The 14,492-nt window shown below is 47.5% G+C and carries 14 protein-coding genes; 12 read left to right on the top strand and 2 right to left on the bottom strand.

Annotation, left to right across the window (positions count from 1 at the left end; all coding sequences use genetic code 11):
* Positions 1-35 precede the first annotated feature (35 nt).
* The 4 genes from D0B88_RS02340 to D0B88_RS02325 are packed head-to-tail and all read left to right on the top strand — an operon-like array spanning position 36 to position 2,815.
* Positions 36-719, top strand: a complete 684-nt coding sequence (locus D0B88_RS02340) for a MotA/TolQ/ExbB proton channel family protein (RefSeq protein WP_007639690.1) — start codon at positions 36-38, stop codon at positions 717-719.
* A gap of 59 nt (positions 720-778) precedes the next feature.
* Positions 779-1,330 carry a biopolymer transporter ExbD gene (locus D0B88_RS02335; protein WP_007639691.1) on the top strand — a complete coding sequence of 184 codons (552 nt, stop codon included), beginning with the start codon at positions 779-781 and terminating at the stop codon, positions 1,328-1,330.
* Positions 1,327-1,845, top strand: a complete 519-nt coding sequence (locus tag D0B88_RS02330; RefSeq protein ID WP_007639692.1) for a biopolymer transporter ExbD — start codon at positions 1,327-1,329, stop codon at positions 1,843-1,845. The genes D0B88_RS02335 and D0B88_RS02330 overlap by 4 nt, the downstream gene beginning before the upstream one ends.
* A 1-nt stretch (position 1,846) precedes the next feature.
* On the top strand, positions 1,847-2,815 hold the full coding sequence (locus D0B88_RS02325; RefSeq protein ID WP_151054734.1) for an AgmX/PglI C-terminal domain-containing protein: 969 nt from the start codon (positions 1,847-1,849) through the stop codon (positions 2,813-2,815).
* Here D0B88_RS02325 and D0B88_RS02320 read toward each other — a convergent pair.
* On the bottom strand, positions 2,804-3,022 hold the full coding sequence (locus tag D0B88_RS02320; protein ID WP_151054732.1) for a hypothetical protein: 219 nt from the start codon (positions 3,020-3,022) through the stop codon (positions 2,804-2,806). The two genes, D0B88_RS02325 and D0B88_RS02320, sit on opposite strands and share 12 nt — an antisense overlap.
* Positions 3,023-3,223: 201 nt before the next feature.
* Between D0B88_RS02320 and D0B88_RS02315 the strand changes: the two genes are divergently transcribed.
* The 3 genes from D0B88_RS02315 (at position 3,224) to D0B88_RS02305 (ending at position 5,719) form a co-directional block, all read left to right on the top strand.
* Positions 3,224-4,378 (top strand): AGE family epimerase/isomerase, encoded by a 1,155-nt coding sequence (locus D0B88_RS02315; RefSeq protein ID WP_225318498.1) that lies wholly within the window; start codon positions 3,224-3,226, stop codon positions 4,376-4,378.
* A gap of 214 nt (positions 4,379-4,592) precedes the next feature.
* A complete protein-coding gene (locus D0B88_RS02310) occupies positions 4,593-5,267 on the top strand; it encodes a hypothetical protein (RefSeq protein ID WP_151054728.1) in 675 nt (224 codons plus the stop codon).
* 125 nt (positions 5,268-5,392) lie between these two features.
* A complete protein-coding gene (locus tag D0B88_RS02305) occupies positions 5,393-5,719 on the top strand; it encodes a hypothetical protein (protein ID WP_151054726.1) in 327 nt (108 codons plus the stop codon).
* A 143-nt stretch (positions 5,720-5,862) separates the two neighbouring features.
* On the opposite strand, the gene D0B88_RS02300 is transcribed toward D0B88_RS02305, so the two are convergent.
* On the bottom strand, positions 5,863-6,864 hold the full coding sequence (locus D0B88_RS02300) for a LacI family DNA-binding transcriptional regulator (RefSeq protein ID WP_007639698.1): 1,002 nt from the start codon (positions 6,862-6,864) through the stop codon (positions 5,863-5,865).
* Positions 6,865-7,178: 314 nt separating this feature from the next.
* Between D0B88_RS02300 and D0B88_RS02295 the strand changes: the two genes are divergently transcribed.
* The 5 genes from D0B88_RS02295 (at position 7,179) to aga27 (ending at position 14,334) form a co-directional block, all read left to right on the top strand.
* Positions 7,179-9,050, top strand: a complete 1,872-nt coding sequence (locus D0B88_RS02295) for a sodium:solute symporter family protein (protein WP_007639702.1) — start codon at positions 7,179-7,181, stop codon at positions 9,048-9,050.
* A gap of 138 nt (positions 9,051-9,188) precedes the next feature.
* Positions 9,189-10,370, top strand: a complete 1,182-nt coding sequence (gene mgp130 / locus D0B88_RS02290; RefSeq protein ID WP_151054724.1) for a 4-O-beta-d-mannosyl-d-glucose phosphorylase Mgp130 — start codon at positions 9,189-9,191, stop codon at positions 10,368-10,370.
* 3 nt (positions 10,371-10,373) lie between these two features.
* On the top strand, positions 10,374-11,606 hold the full coding sequence (locus tag D0B88_RS02285) for an AGE family epimerase/isomerase (RefSeq protein WP_151054722.1): 1,233 nt from the start codon (positions 10,374-10,376) through the stop codon (positions 11,604-11,606).
* Positions 11,607-11,618: 12 nt separating this feature from the next.
* On the top strand, positions 11,619-12,989 hold the full coding sequence (locus tag D0B88_RS02280) for a cellulase family glycosylhydrolase (protein ID WP_151054719.1): 1,371 nt from the start codon (positions 11,619-11,621) through the stop codon (positions 12,987-12,989).
* A 127-nt stretch (positions 12,990-13,116) separates the two neighbouring features.
* Positions 13,117-14,334, top strand: coding sequence for an alpha-galactosidase Aga27 (gene aga27 / locus D0B88_RS02275; protein WP_191966497.1), 1,218 nt, complete (start codon positions 13,117-13,119; stop codon positions 14,332-14,334).
* Positions 14,335-14,492 lie beyond the last annotated feature (158 nt).

Below are 14,492 nucleotides of genomic sequence, written 5' to 3'. Positions count from 1 at the left end.
TTTAATTACATTCTCTGGTGAGGTTAATAGACGTTATGGATACTTTGATTCGTTTTTTTCAGGATGGCGGCGCCTTTATGTATCCTATTGCCATTGTATTGGTAGTGGGCATTGCTATTGCATTGGAGCGTTGGTTGGTATTGTCGTCTGCCAAGTCGTCTAACCGCCAGGCGTTTGACCGTATTTTGCCGCTGCTGCAAAAAAAGGATTACAACGGCGTGGTCAATTTAGGCAAGACCAGCAGCGCACCTATTGCGCGCATTATTGCAGCGGGTATTACTCGCATGGCGCAATCACCGCGTCGCGATGATATTGAGTTGGCGATGGAAGAAGGTGTAATGGAAGCCATGCCGCGCCTGGAAAAACGCACTGCTTATTTGGCAACATTGGCAAATATCGCCACCTTGCTGGGCTTGCTTGGTACCATTATCGGTTTGATTCAAGCGTTTACCGCCGTAGCCAGCGCTGACCCCGCTGAAAAAGCTGCGCTCCTGTCATCGTCTATTGCCGTGGCGATGAACACCACCGCCTTTGGTTTGATTGCTGCTATTCCTCTCTTGCTGATTCACTCCATGATTCAAAGTAAAACTACCGAGATTATCGATAGCCTGGAAATGGCGGGTGTGAAGTGCCTGAATATTATCGCTCATTCCAGTGAAGTGAGTGTGCGTACGCGCGCGCCGGAATCGGCCGCTAAACCACAGCAAGCCGCTCAATAAACTTACTGCCCGTTGCAGTTATTGCGCAATCAGCAGTTGTATTTATTGGGGAAAATCTTATGCGTATAAAACGCCGTTTTAAAGAGGATCCAGATCTCGATATCACCTCCTTTATGAATCTGATGATCATATTGGTGCCGGTATTGTTGATGAGCATGGTGCTCGCGCGCACCACCGTACTGGATCTCAAATTGCCGGACATGGCGGATTCAAGCACGCCGCAAACCGAAGAGCCACCGCAGCAATTGGAGTTGATTATTCGCGCCGATAAATTTGAAGTGAATTATCCGGCGGGCATCAAATTAAAGTGGGTGGAAAAAACCGCTGACGGGCAATATGACTTCGCATTATTGGCGACGGTGCTACAGGAAACCAAACGCTTGTTGGAAGATAAAGGTATCCAGAAAAAAGATATTTATATCCTCTCCGAAAAAGATACCGACTATCAAACCCTGGTTAGCACTATGGATACCGTACGTTCATTCAAAGCGGTAGTTGCCGCCAGCATGGTCGATGCGGAATTGTTTCCGGAGATTTCATTGGGCGATGCGCCACCCGCAGGTGGTCAAACCTCCGCCGTGAGTGGCAATGCACAGGGAGCGACACCATGAAGCAATCCCTACGCGCTAAACGCATGGCAAAACATCATCGCCGGTTAAAACAAGGTTCCAAGTTAAACCTGGTTTCACTCATGGATATTTTTACCATTCTGGTATTTTTCCTGTTGGTGAATTCGGGTGATGTGGAAGTTTTGCAAACGGATAAAAGTATCAAGTTACCCGCGTCGGTGTCTGATCAGGTTCCGGAAGAAAATTTGTTGGTATTGATCAGTGCAACCGACGTGGTTGTGGCTGGCAGGGCAGTGGGCTCGGTGGCGGATTTATTGGCCGCTGAAGGCGATCAGTTTGCGCCGCTCACCCAGGAATTAAAATATCACGCCGAAAAAGCCGGGCCATTGACGGAAAAAAATCAACTCACCGGGCGCCCTGTTACGGTGATGGCTGACCAAAAGGTGCCTTATCAATTACTGAAGAAAGTGATGGCGACTTGTGCGGCGGCGGAGTATCGCGATATTTCGCTGGCCGTAACCAAAAAAGAATTACCCGCTAACAATGGGGAGGGTTGAGATGGCCAACCCCCTGTTGAATTTACAGTTGCCCTGGAGCTCCTCGATTGAGGACGATCAGCGATTTACCAAAATATTGGTTGTGAGTTTTGTGGTGTTGCTGGTGCTTAGTATTGTGGTGACACTCAGCAAAGTGCCTGAGATTACCCGTGCGGAAAAAGAAAAGCTGCCACCGCAATTGGCGCGGGTCGTGTTGGAAAAGAAAGAGCTACCGCCCCCGAAACCTATCGAGCCACCCAAGGTAGAGGAAAAAAAGCCCGAGCCTAAAGTGGAAGAAAAAAAGCCGGAGCCGGTCGTTAAACCGCCGGAGCCGGTGAAAAAACCTGTTGCTCCACCTAAAGCGGCACTGGAAAAAGCGCGCGAGCAGGCGGCCAATACCGGTGTAATGCAGTTTAAAGACGATCTGGCTGAAATGCGTGAAATGATGCAGACCTCGGCGGTGGAAACGGCAGCGACTACAGTAACCAATAGTACGGGTGAAGCTGCGCAGTTGGATCGCGCCATGATTACCAGTGGCGCCAAAACCGCCAGTGGTGGCATTAATACCGCGGCATTGAGTCGCGATACCGGCGGCACGGCGCTCTCGGGGCGTGAGACTACCAAAGTGAAAAGCGGCTTGGCCGAAGCGGGCAAAAAATCGACCCAGGCTACTGCTGGCAACAGCAATGGTGCGGGCGGTGCAGCGCGCAGCGAAGAAGAAATCCGCAAGATCATGGAACAGCACAAAGGTGCGATCTATTCGATCTACAACCGCGCCCTGCGCCAAAACGCGGCGCTGGAAGGCAAGATGGTGGTGAAGATTGTGATCGACCCCAGCGGTAAAATCGTTGAGGCAACATTGGTATCCAGCGAACTGGGCGATAGCGATCTGGAGGGGAAAATCCTGCAGCGCATTCGCTTGATCAGTTTTCCTGCCTCCAATGTGGCGCGCACTACCATCAATCAAACCTTCGACTTTTTACCGCAGTAAGCGTTTGACGCTCCTTGTAAAACCCCGGCTTGCCGGGGTTTTTTTATGCCTGTCAGTCAGATGGATGGCGAATCGTAATCCTTTGATGATTTCCATGACAAAATACTTGTAACCGATTACATTTTTATCCATAATAAGCCCCGCTAAGGCCATTTTATTCATGGTTATTTGTTGGTAATCGATTACAGTTATGGTGGTTTTATCCATTGTTTTCTGTCGTCGCTGCTGACAGTTGTTAGTGATTAATTGTTAAGCCATAGCCCGCTGTTGTGTTTTTTGCCCCGGTTTTCCGGGGCTTTTTATTTGCGCCCTGTTAAAGGCTCCGCGCAAAATGCCGACTCAATCAGCCATAATCCCCATTCGCCACTTAACTCACAGCAACCGCATCTGGCGGTAAATGGATTCTTTATGTCTCAAGCATTGCGTGCGGCGGCCAGTCGCCTTGAACACTGGATCAAACAAGATGCCCTGCCTCTCTGGTTAGCGCGTGGTATAGAGCCTACAACCGGCGCTAACTACGAGCGCCTGACACCCGCGGGTGTACCTGACCTGGAGTCCAGCACCCGGGTGCGGGTACAGGCTCGCCAAGCCTTCTTTTTTGCAGCGGCCTACCATCGCGGCTGGTGCCCGGAGGGTAAGGATATTGCCAAAAAGTTATTGGCGTTTGTGCATGGAGCAGCGGCACACCCTGCCGCAGGCGCGGGATATACCCACTTATTGAACAAAGATTTTGTGGTGGTAGATACCAAACAGGATCTCTATGACCACGCGTTTTTCCTGCTCGCCAATGCCTGGTGTTATCGCGCATTTAACGAGGCTGCTTATCTTCAGGAGGCCGATAAATTAATCGCCCATTTGGATGCCGCTTTTGGTTCTGCAGTAGGTGGTTGGATCGAGGGTGATTACGACTATGCCTGTCGCCGCCAAAATCCGCATATGCATTTATTTGAAGCCTTTCTTGCGCTCTACGATGCTACCGGTGATGCAAAATATTTGGCGCGGGTGGGCGAATTATTTGCGCTATTCCAAACCCACTTTTTTGATGAGCAACACGGTGTCTTGTTTGAATTTTTTGACGATAGCTGGACGCGTTTGCCCAATGCCAAAGGCGATACGGTTGAACCGGGTCATATGATGGAGTGGGTCTGGCTGCTCGACTGGTATCACCGCCGCACCGGTCGCCCGGTTTCCCGTTATACCAACGCGCTGTATGCGCGCGGTTTGGAAATTGGTATGGATAAATCCGGTCTGTTATTTGATGCGGTGAGTTACACCGGCGAGATCATTGACCCCAACAAACGGTGCTGGGGAATCACTGAATTAATTAAAGCGAGTCTGGTGCAGATCCGTGAGGGAAATTCGGATGCTGAAGCGATTGCGATTAAAGGCGTGGATGACTTATTTAGCTATTATCTCTGCGCATCAACACCGGGTTCCTATGTTGATCAACGCGGTGCTAATGATGAAGTGGTCGTAGATGTCGCACCCGCCAGTACGCTGTACCATTTAATTGTGGCGGCAATGGAATTGCTTGATCATTTTGAGTTGGTGGCAAAAAAGTAATATTTTCCCAGAAGCGAAAAAGCGCGCAGTAAAAAATTACTGCGCGCTTTTTTATTGATAAAAAATGGTTCTCTGTTGGCTTTGTAAAATTTCTTTTTCTAATGAAAAGAAACTTGCGCGCCAAAAAAATCTAAATTAGGTTTTGTGCTTGCGGTTTTATTTGTCGTCTAGTATACATGTTGTTATGGGTTGTTAATAACAACAGGTGCTACGGATGGGTAATTTTAAATTTGTCAGCATAATCGCTATAACTGTCACATTGACGTTTTATATAACGTTTACTGTGACAAAAAATCATTACATCGCGCCCAACCTTTCGGCCAATACTTGCGTGGATGATGTTATCCCGCTTGCCGTATTTCCTCCTGCATCTGCGCCGCTCTCTCCTGATCAGTCCGTGGTTGTTGAAAATAAAACAGCATCGACCAATGAAACTTCCCCAGCTGTGCAGGTAATACACCAAACAGCAGATATAGAGGCGCTGGTAAAAGCCCGTGATGCACAACAGCAACAGATTAATATCCTCAGACAGTTTGCAAATGAAAAAAATAGCAAATTCTTAATTGAAGAATCCAATCTTCGCTACGAGGCCGAGCTTGTCGATTACCAATGGGCGGCTACAGAAGAAAATAAATTACTGTCAATCTTTGCTGATACCGCTGCGCTCGACTCTTATATTCCCACGCACATGAGTTGCCGGTCAGTGACGTGCAAAATAACTATCCCTTCTCAGGATGATGCCAGTGCCGATAAGGCTTATCGTGCACTGTGGCAGGTGTTAGCTAGTAACAATCCAGATTCAAATTATTCCATCACTTATTTTCCCAATCCGGAAAAAGGTGAGTTTGTTGTGTATATCTCGTCGCAGGGCAATTCCATTTTTCAATAAAAATGGTGCGCTAAAAAGTTCCGGTAGGAAGGGAGTAGGATCGCGATAAATAACGGCCAAATTTATCACTCACCCGAGAGCGAAGCATGAGGCAAGGCCGATAATAGTTAACACAAGGAGTTAATATGAAGTTTAAATTTATGGCGGCTATTGTAGTGGCATTAGGTCTTTCTGCTGTTGCGCATGCAGATCAAAAAGTAGCAGAGTATGGTGACCCTGTCCTCGGTAATTCTTATGGAGGTTGTACCTTTACGCAGGTATATAGTACTGGTGGAGGATATTATCTTTATCAAGAATACAGCATTGCATGTACATCGGGCACTTATGTCGTTGGTGTTTATACCAATTACAGCAATGGGTGGAATAACCGCACTTGTACCTTTTACCCCGGCAGTTCCGCATATTATGCTAACGGATCTTGCTCCAACTGGAATGTATACTTAAAACCCTGATAGTTTTTCGTATCAATAAATAAGGCCAAGGAAGTTAATGCTCCCTTGGCCTTATTTATTTGATGATTTGCGTTGCTATAAATTTTTATTACACATGACAATATTTAAATAATGTATGTTTTGGTGATTATAAAAATATAGCCTTACTTTTTAGTTAACAATGGCCCGGTACTTTTGCGAATGATAAATTCCGTCGGCAATACACATTCGCGTTGGCTGAGTGGTTCGCCTTCAATCACTTTCAGTAACATATCCATCGCCATTTTGCCCATCTCTTCCGCCGGTTGCGAAATGGTGGTGAGGCTTGGGTCGGAATATTTGGCGTAGGCGATATCGTCAAAACCGGTGACCGACATATCCTCCGGAATGCGAATGCCCTGATTTTTTAAGGTCTGCATAGCGCCGATTGCCATTTCATCATTCATGGAAAAAATCGCGGTAGGGCGCACTTTCATATTACAGAACTGGAAGGCGGCGTTCAGGCCGGACCACATGGTGAAGTCACCTTCGGCAATCAGGTCTCTCTCAAAAGGAATACCTGCTTCGGCCAATGCCTCTTTATAGCCTTCCAGGCGATCAATGGCGTGGGGGTTGTCTTTCAAGCCGGAGATAACGCCGATGCGTTTGTGTCCGAGCGAAATCAAATAGTTCACCATGGTTTTGGCAGCGGCGCGGTTATCGATACGAATGGCTGGGCCAGTGGTGTATTCGCAGCCACAGGCATTCACGCAGGGAATATCGGGCGGAATGTTGTTCTGGCTTTTTTCCGAGCTGGGGCGCAGCTGCACTATGCCATCGGCCAGGCGGGTTTCTACGCGGCGGATGTACTCCATTTCGCGCTCGGGGGTGCCGCGGGTATCACCCAACAGCACGGCATAACCTTTTTGCTGGGCGCGGTCTTCCAGGGCGCGAATAAAAAGCGAGTAGAAGGGGTTGGCTATATCGGGCACCAGCACTACCACCGCGTAGGCGCGCGCTGAGCGGAAGTTGCGTGCCAGCATGTTGGGGCGGTAGCCCACTTGGGCGATAGCCTTGTGAACCTTTTCCAGGCTCTCATCAGAAACTTTTTCGGGGTTGCTCAGGGCACGTGAAACGGTTGCAACGGATACGCCAGCCAAGCGTGCAACATCGCGAATATTGGACATAAAAAACGACCTTAGGGTGCCGGTGATAGGCGGGTGGGTATGGATTTGTCCGAAAAACTGCTTATTTGACTGAAAATTTACTACAGCTCACCACAAGAGACTAGAAAAATAAAATGTAAACGGTTACATTAGCTTGCTGTTAAGGTGCTTATGGTCAGTTATGCTATATCTTTTTCAAAGGTTTGCTCCCTGCTGTTACCTAGGCGGTTTTTCCTGAGCCTGCCCGCTAGGGGTTGTATGGCGATGCACGGAAGTAACAATCAGATAAGAAAAACGACCCGTGTCGATCCACATAATAAATTTGGAATCTGTTAATGAATCTTCCTCTGTTGGATATAGCGATTATTCTCGCTTACGTTATTGCCACTCTGGTGGTTGGTTTTTGGATTTCCAGTCGCGCCTCCAAAGATATAAAAAGTTACTTCCTTGGCGGCAATAAACTGTCCTGGTGGCAACTGGGCTTATCGAATGCGTCGGGCATGTTCGATATTTCCGGCACTATGTGGCTGGTGTATTTGCTGTTTGTGTATGGTCTCACCAGTGTATTTATTCCCTGGTTGTGGCCGGTGTTTAACCAGATCTTTTTGATGGTTTTCCTCTCCGCCTGGTTGCGTCGCTCAGGCGTAATGACCGGTGCGGAATGGATTACCTTTCGCTTTGGCGAAGGTAAGGGCGCACGCCTCTCACATTTAATTGTGGTGCTGTTTGCGCTGGTGAATGTGATTGGTTTTATTGCTTACGGATTTATCGGTATTGGTAAATTTGCAGCGGTATTTATGCCTTGGCAATTGGCTGCAGACCCACATATGAACGATGTTTGTTATGGGCTGATTATCACCGCCATCACCACACTTTACGTGGTGAAAGGCGGTATGTTCAGTGTGGTGTTTACCGAGGTGCTGCAATTTTTCATTATGACTGTTGCCTGCATCGCGGTGGGGGTAATTGCCATGCAGCGCATTTCACCGGAAATGTTAAATGCCGCGATTCCCGAAGGCTGGACCAGTATTTTATTCAGCTGGGAATTGCATTTGGATTGGTCAGAAAAACTCGCCGCCGCACAACAAAAAATTGATGCCGATGGTTATGAATTATTTGCCATCTTTTTTATGCTGATGTTGTTTAAAGGCATGTTGCAAAGCATGGCCGGCCCACAACCCACTTACGACATGCAGCGTGTGCTCTCCGCTAAAACCCCGAAAGAAGCCGCCAAAATGAGTGGTGTTGTTACCGTCGTATTGATGTTTCCGCGCTACATGCTTATCACCGGGTTAACGGTGCTTGCGCTGGGTTTATTTATGGGTGATTTAAATGCGATGGGTGAGAATGTCGATTTTGAACAAATTCTTCCCATGGTATTGGCCGGTGAAATTTTGCCGAGCGGTTTGTTGGGGTTGTTAATCGCTGGTTTGCTCGCGGCCTTTATGTCCACCTTTGCCGCAACAGTCAATGCTGCACCGGCTTATGTGGTTAACGATTTATACAAACGCTACATCAATGCCGATGCCGAACCAAAAACCTACGTAAAAATGAGTTACCTCATTTCCGTCTTGTTTGTCATTCTCGGTGTGGCGATTGGCTTTTTTATTCCCACCCTCAATCAGGTTATTCAATGGTTGGTGAGTGCACTTTACGGTGGTTACACCGCCTCCAACGTATTGAAGTGGTACTGGTGGCGGTTTAATGGCTATGGTTATTTCTGGGGCATGGTGACCGGTTTTGCGATCGCCTTCCCGCTGATTTTTACCGATATAGCACCCATCAATGCTTTCCCCTTTATGTTCCTCGCCTGTATTGCTGCCTGCGTTATTGGTTCGCTGTTGACTAAACCGGACGATATGGAAGTGCTGAAAAAGTTTTACACCAAAGTGCGTCCTTGGGGTTTTTGGGCACCGGTATTGGCGGAAGTGCAAAAAGATTATCCGCAGGTGGGCGCCAACAAAAACTTTGCCCGTGATGCAGTCAATGTACTGGTGGGGATTGTGTGGCAAACCTCGCTGGTCGCCGCGCCGATTTTTATGGTTATCAAACATTGGCCAGAGTTTATCGCGGCAATGGTTGTGGCAGCGATCACCAGCATTTTCCTCTGGTTTAACTGGTACCAAAAACTGGAAGATTATCCGGCGGATATTCCTGCCTCTGCACTGCAGGGTACTAACGACGAGCATTTATTAAGCAAGCCCTGATAGCGATTTTGTGCTGCGGTTTTTCTGCAGCACAAAAAATTTTAACTACGGGTGTAAACGATTACGTTATAAGTTCGATGTGTGATGAAACACTCATCAGAATGAAACACTGGAAAAACTCATTGGAGTATTTGAAACATGAGTAGTTTTAAAGAAAAAGCAAAAGCCTTACTGCAACAACATGAAACGCTAATCACGAAAAAAAATGCTGTAAAACGCGATGGCAACGGTATTTACGATTGTTACGAAAACCCGATTCTCACCGCCGAACATGCTCCGGTTTTTTGGCGTTACGATTTAAATGAAAAAACCAATCCGCATTTAATGGAGCGCCAGGGCATTAATGCCGCGTTTAATTCCGGTGCAATGTATTGGAACGGTAAATACATTTTAGCGGTGCGTGTAGAAGGTGTGGATCGCAAATCCTTTTTTGCGATTGCGGAAAGCCCAAATGGTATCGACAACTTCCGCTTTTGGGATTACCCCATCACCATGCCGGAAACAGATCGCCCCGATACCAACGTGTACGACATGCGTTTAACCAATCACGAGGATGGTTACATCTACGGTTTATTTTGCACCGAGCGCAAAGATTTAAATCACCCGAACGATACCTCTGCGGCGGAAGCGCAATGTGGTATTGCACGCACCAAAGATTTAATTAACTGGGAGCGCCTGCCCGATTTGGTGACCTACTCCGGTCAGCAGCGCAATGTGGTATTGCACCCGGAATTTATCGACGGTAAATACGGTTTGTTTACCCGCCCACAAGACGGTTTTATCAGCGTGGGCGCCGGTGGTGGTATTGGTTGGGGTCTGGTGGATGATATGACCAAAGCCGAAGTGAAATCCGAAGTGATTGTGGATGGCAAGGTTTATCACACCATTAAAGAAGTTAAAAATGGCCAGGGCCCTGCGCCGATTAAAACTGCCGAAGGCTGGTTGAACCTCGCCCACGGTGTGCGTAATACCGCCGCCGGTTTACGTTATGTGCTCTACATGTTCATGACCGAATTGGAGCGCCCCTGGGTAGTAACCCATCGCCCTGCCGGACATTTTATTGCACCGCACGGTGTTGAACGTGTCGGTGACGTATCCAACGTGGCGTTTTCAAATGGTTGGATTGCAAACGAAAAAAATGAAGTGTTTATTTATTACGCCTCATCGGATACACGCATGCACGTGGCAACGTCTACCGTGGAAAAACTGATCGACTATTGCAAAAACACCCCGGAAGATGGCCTGCGTTCTGCGGCATCGGTTGCGGTGCGCAATGAATTAATCAGTGCGAATTTGCAAGTAATGAAGGATTTGGTTTAAACCATGAACGCCGCCATGCTTTCTTCATCTGCCATTGTGTTGCAACAAGAATTTCGCGCAGAACTTAGCGCTATTGCTGATTGGTGGGCTACCCATACTATCGATCAGCAACAGGGTGGTTTTTACGGCGAAGTGGGTGCAGACAATCTGCCTGTTCCCTCTGCCAGTAAAGGCATTATTTTGAATGCGCGTATTCTTTGGTTTTTTAGTGAAACCGCGCAGCAAATCAATAACCCTGTGTATCGCGATTGTGCTGAGCGCGCATACCATTATTTGTGTGCGAATTTTTTTGATGATGTGCACGGCGGTGTTTATTGGGAGCTGGATGCGGCGGGCGCGCCGATCAATACCAAAAAGCAAGTTTATGCGCAGGCATTTACTATTTACGCGCTCTGCGCTTACTACCAACTCACGGGTGATGCACAGGCACTTGCCCGTGCGCTGGAATGTTTTAATTTAATTGAACAGCATGCCATCGACTCGGTAAATCAAGGCTACCTTGAAGCGTTTACCCGTGACTGGGGTGTGATTGAGGATTTACGTCTCAGCGAAAAAGATTTGAATTATCCCAAATCACAAAATACCCATCTGCATATTCTTGAAGCTTACACCACCTTGTATCAGGCGCAGCCGAGTGCAGAAGTTCGTGCAGCACTGCAATACAATATTGAGATGTTTGATCGCTTCATGATCGACAGAAACACGCATCATCTGCGTATGTTTATGGATCTGCAGTGGAAGGATTTTTCACCCGGTTATACCTACGGGCACGATATTGAAGCGAGCTGGTTAATTGCCAAAGCATTGGAATCGCTGGGTGACGAAGCCTATACGCGCGCACTGACACCGACATTAATTCGTATTGCCGAAGTGACGCTGCAAGAAGGTATTGGCGAGTTGGGGCAGGTGGTGGACTCTTATGATTTTTCCAGCGCCACCGTAAATAACGACACCGTGTGGTGGGTACAGGCAGAAGCGTTGGTGGGTTTTCTTTATGCCTACAGCGTCAGTGGCGAGCAAAAATATTTTGCGGCGGCGGAAGCGGTGTGGGCCTTTATTAAAAAATATCAAATTGATAATGAGTCGGGTGAGTGGTTGTGGTTGTCGCGGCTGCACACGCCCAGCGCCACACCCTATTACAAAGTGGGTTTTTGGAAATGCCCCTACCATAATGGCCGCGCCATGATGGAAGCGATCCGTTATTTACAGGGCGATGCTTCTGTACACACAACTTAATCTGGAAAAATAATGAAGAATATTATTGCTGTTATTGTCGGATTTGTATCCATATTGTTGTTAGCTGCCTGCGATAAAAAAACATCCGTTGCAGAAAGTAACTCAGCAGTTGCACCTACGGCCAATGTTGCAACATCGCCTGCCCACGAACATTTTGTGCGCGTCAACGGTAGGCACTTCGAGCTGCAGGGTAAACCCTATGTGATTACCGGCGTAAATATGTGGTACGCGGCTTATCTTGGTGCGCCCAACGAAGTCGGCGATCGCGAGCGCTTGGCGAAAGAGTTGGATAATTTGAAAGCCATGGGCGTGAATAATTTGCGTGTGCTGGCGGTATCCGAAAAAAGTGAAATTAATTCAGCGGTAAAACCGGCAGTAACCAATGGTTTTGGCAACTACGATGAAACCTTGCTGCAAGGTTTGGATTATTTATTAGTTGAACTCGCTAAACGCGATATGACCGTGGTGCTGTATTTTAATAATTTCTGGCAATGGTCGGGCGGTATGACTCAATACATGGCCTGGATTGAAGGTGAGCCAGTGCAAGACCCGAACGTGACTAACGAGTGGGAAGCCTTTATGGCCAAGTCAGCGAGTTTCTACCGCAGCGAAAAAGCGCAGCAGGAATATCGCAAAACGCTGGAAAAAATTATTACCCGCGTGAACAGCATTAATGGCAAAGCCTATGTGGATGACGCGACGATTATGTCCTGGCAATTGGCTAACGAGCCGCGCCCCGGTAATTCACAAACGACGGCGGAAGAAAAACAAATTTATATCGATTGGGTTCACGCTGCTGCGGCTTATATTAAAACTTTGGATGCACATCATTTAGTGAGCAGTGGTAGTGAAGGTGAAATGGGATCAGTGAATGACATGCAAGTATTTATTGATGCGCACGCCACGCCGGATATCGATTACCTCACCTACCACATGTGGATTCGCAACTGGAGCTGGTTTGATAAAACCAAACCCGCAGAAACCTGGCCATCGGCGTGGGAAAAAGCGCAGAACTATATGCGCGCGCACATTGATGTTGCCAAACAATTAAACAAACCCTTGGTGTTGGAAGAGTTTGGTTTGGATCGCGATATGGGTTCCTACGCGATGGATTCCACCACCGAATATCGCGATATGTATTTTCGCGGTGTATTTGAATTGATGCTGGCGAGCCTTGAACAAGGTGAACCGAGTGCGGGTTACAACATTTGGGCCTGGAATGGTTATGGCCGCACCACACGCGCGAACTACTGGTGGCAAGAGGGCGACGATTTTATGGGTGACCCGCCACAAGAAGAGCAGGGTATGTACGGTGTGTTTGATACCGATACATCTACTATTGCCATTATGAAAAAGTTTAATGCGCGTTTTCAGCCGAAATAATTTGCACGCTGCGTCAGTAAAAAACTGCAATGAAAATTGCAGTTTTTTTTGACGCCGTATTAAATTATCAGATTATTAATATAATGATGTATTCAACGATATCCTCACGACAAAAAAGGTCAACACCATGATAAAAAAACTATTGATAAACGCTGGTCTGTTCGGATTTGCATTGGCTGCCAGCATGAGTGTCAGTGCGCAAAAATTTGAGCATCTCGCCAAAACCCCGCAGCTTGGTTGGAATAGTTGGAATACTTTTGCTTGCGATGTAAATGAAAAAATGATTCGCGAAATGGCTGACGCTATGGTGGCATCGGGCATGAAAGACGCGGGTTATGAATATATTAATATCGACGACTGCTGGCACGGCGAGCGCGACAAACAAGGTTTTATCCAGGTCGATAAAAAGAGTTTTCCGTCGGGCATGAAAGCGCTGGCAGATTATGTTCACAGCAAAGGATTAAAACTCGGCATCTATTCTGACGCGGGCAATACCACCTGCGCCGGTCGCCCAGGCAGTCGCGGCCACGAATATCAGGATGCAGTGACCTATGCGAGTTGGGGCATTGATTACGTGAAATACGATTGGTGCGATACCAAAGACATCAACCCCAAAGCTGCTTACGCCACCATGCGCGATGCCATTCATAAAGCGGGCCGCCCTATGTTATTCAGTATTTGCGAATGGGGCGATAACAAACCTTGGGAGTGGGCAACGGACGTTGGTCATTCATGGCGCACCACGGGTGACATTTACCCCTGCTGGAATTGCGAGCACAACCACGGTTCCTGGTCGTCGTGGGGCGTATTACCCATTCTGGATAAACAAGCCGGTTTGCGTAAATACGCGGGCCCCGGCCATTGGAATGACATGGACATGATGGAAGTCGGCAACGGCATGAATGAAGACGAAGACCGCGCACATTTTTCCCTGTGGGCGATGATGGCCTCACCGCTGATCGCCGGTAATGATTTACGCAAGATGAGCGAGGCCACCAAAAAAATTCTCACCAACAAAGACATGCTCGCCATTAATCAGGACAAATTGGGCATTCAGGCGATGAAATGGATTGATGAAGGCGATATCGAAATTTATGTCAAACCCTTGGAGAAAGGCGACTACGCCGTACTCTTTTTGAATCGCGCGGATACCACAGTGAACTACAGTCTGGATTGGGGCTTCCACTACATGAAAGACGATATCAGCAAACATGAGATTTTCTTTGATAAGAAAAAATTCAACTGGCGCGATATCTGGAATGGCGGCAAGGGCTCCACTGCTGAAAAATTAAACCTGACCATGGCTGCCCATAGCGTGGTGGTGTTGCGTTTAATGCCGCAGTAAGTTTTCGTGAAATAAGTAAGCGTGGCTGAGGGGTAACGAAAGTTATTGTCCTCAGTCATTTTTTATAAACGGTAATTTTTATGTAATAGATATATACAAATAAGCGGGCACCAATTTTTCACTATAGATAATGATGGATATAAATAACTATGTTAATA

Source organism: Cellvibrio sp. KY-YJ-3, assembly GCF_008806955.1.
GTDB lineage: Bacteria > Pseudomonadota > Gammaproteobacteria > Pseudomonadales > Cellvibrionaceae > Cellvibrio.
The sequence above is the reverse complement of the archived record's forward strand: the minus strand, read 5'-3'. Positions and strand labels throughout refer to the sequence as shown.

What these genes read in the sequence shown, in the direction of transcription:
- D0B88_RS02325 (WP_151054734.1), top strand. Translation starts at nt 1,847, where the DNA reads ATGGCCAACCCCCTGTTGAATTTACAGTTGCCCTGGAGCTCCTCGATT.
- aga27 (WP_191966497.1), top strand. Translation starts at nt 13,117, where the DNA reads ATGATAAAAAAACTATTGATAAACGCTGGTCTGTTCGGATTTGCATTG.
- D0B88_RS02285 (WP_151054722.1), top strand. Translation starts at nt 10,374, where the DNA reads ATGAACGCCGCCATGCTTTCTTCATCTGCCATTGTGTTGCAACAAGAA.
- D0B88_RS02305 (WP_151054726.1), top strand. Translation starts at nt 5,393, where the DNA reads ATGAAGTTTAAATTTATGGCGGCTATTGTAGTGGCATTAGGTCTTTCT.
- D0B88_RS02300 (WP_007639698.1), bottom strand. Translation starts at nt 6,864, where the DNA reads ATGTCCAATATTCGCGATGTTGCACGCTTGGCTGGCGTATCCGTTGCA.
- D0B88_RS02320 (WP_151054732.1), bottom strand. Translation starts at nt 3,022, where the DNA reads ATGGATAAAACCACCATAACTGTAATCGATTACCAACAAATAACCATG.
- D0B88_RS02340 (WP_007639690.1), top strand. Translation starts at nt 36, where the DNA reads ATGGATACTTTGATTCGTTTTTTTCAGGATGGCGGCGCCTTTATGTAT.
- mgp130 (WP_151054724.1), top strand. Translation starts at nt 9,189, where the DNA reads ATGAGTAGTTTTAAAGAAAAAGCAAAAGCCTTACTGCAACAACATGAA.
- D0B88_RS02310 (WP_151054728.1), top strand. Translation starts at nt 4,593, where the DNA reads ATGGGTAATTTTAAATTTGTCAGCATAATCGCTATAACTGTCACATTG.
- D0B88_RS02330 (WP_007639692.1), top strand. Translation starts at nt 1,327, where the DNA reads ATGAAGCAATCCCTACGCGCTAAACGCATGGCAAAACATCATCGCCGG.
- D0B88_RS02315 (WP_225318498.1), top strand. Translation starts at nt 3,224, where the DNA reads ATGTCTCAAGCATTGCGTGCGGCGGCCAGTCGCCTTGAACACTGGATC.
- D0B88_RS02280 (WP_151054719.1), top strand. Translation starts at nt 11,619, where the DNA reads ATGAAGAATATTATTGCTGTTATTGTCGGATTTGTATCCATATTGTTG.
- D0B88_RS02335 (WP_007639691.1), top strand. Translation starts at nt 779, where the DNA reads ATGCGTATAAAACGCCGTTTTAAAGAGGATCCAGATCTCGATATCACC.
- D0B88_RS02295 (WP_007639702.1), top strand. Translation starts at nt 7,179, where the DNA reads ATGAATCTTCCTCTGTTGGATATAGCGATTATTCTCGCTTACGTTATT.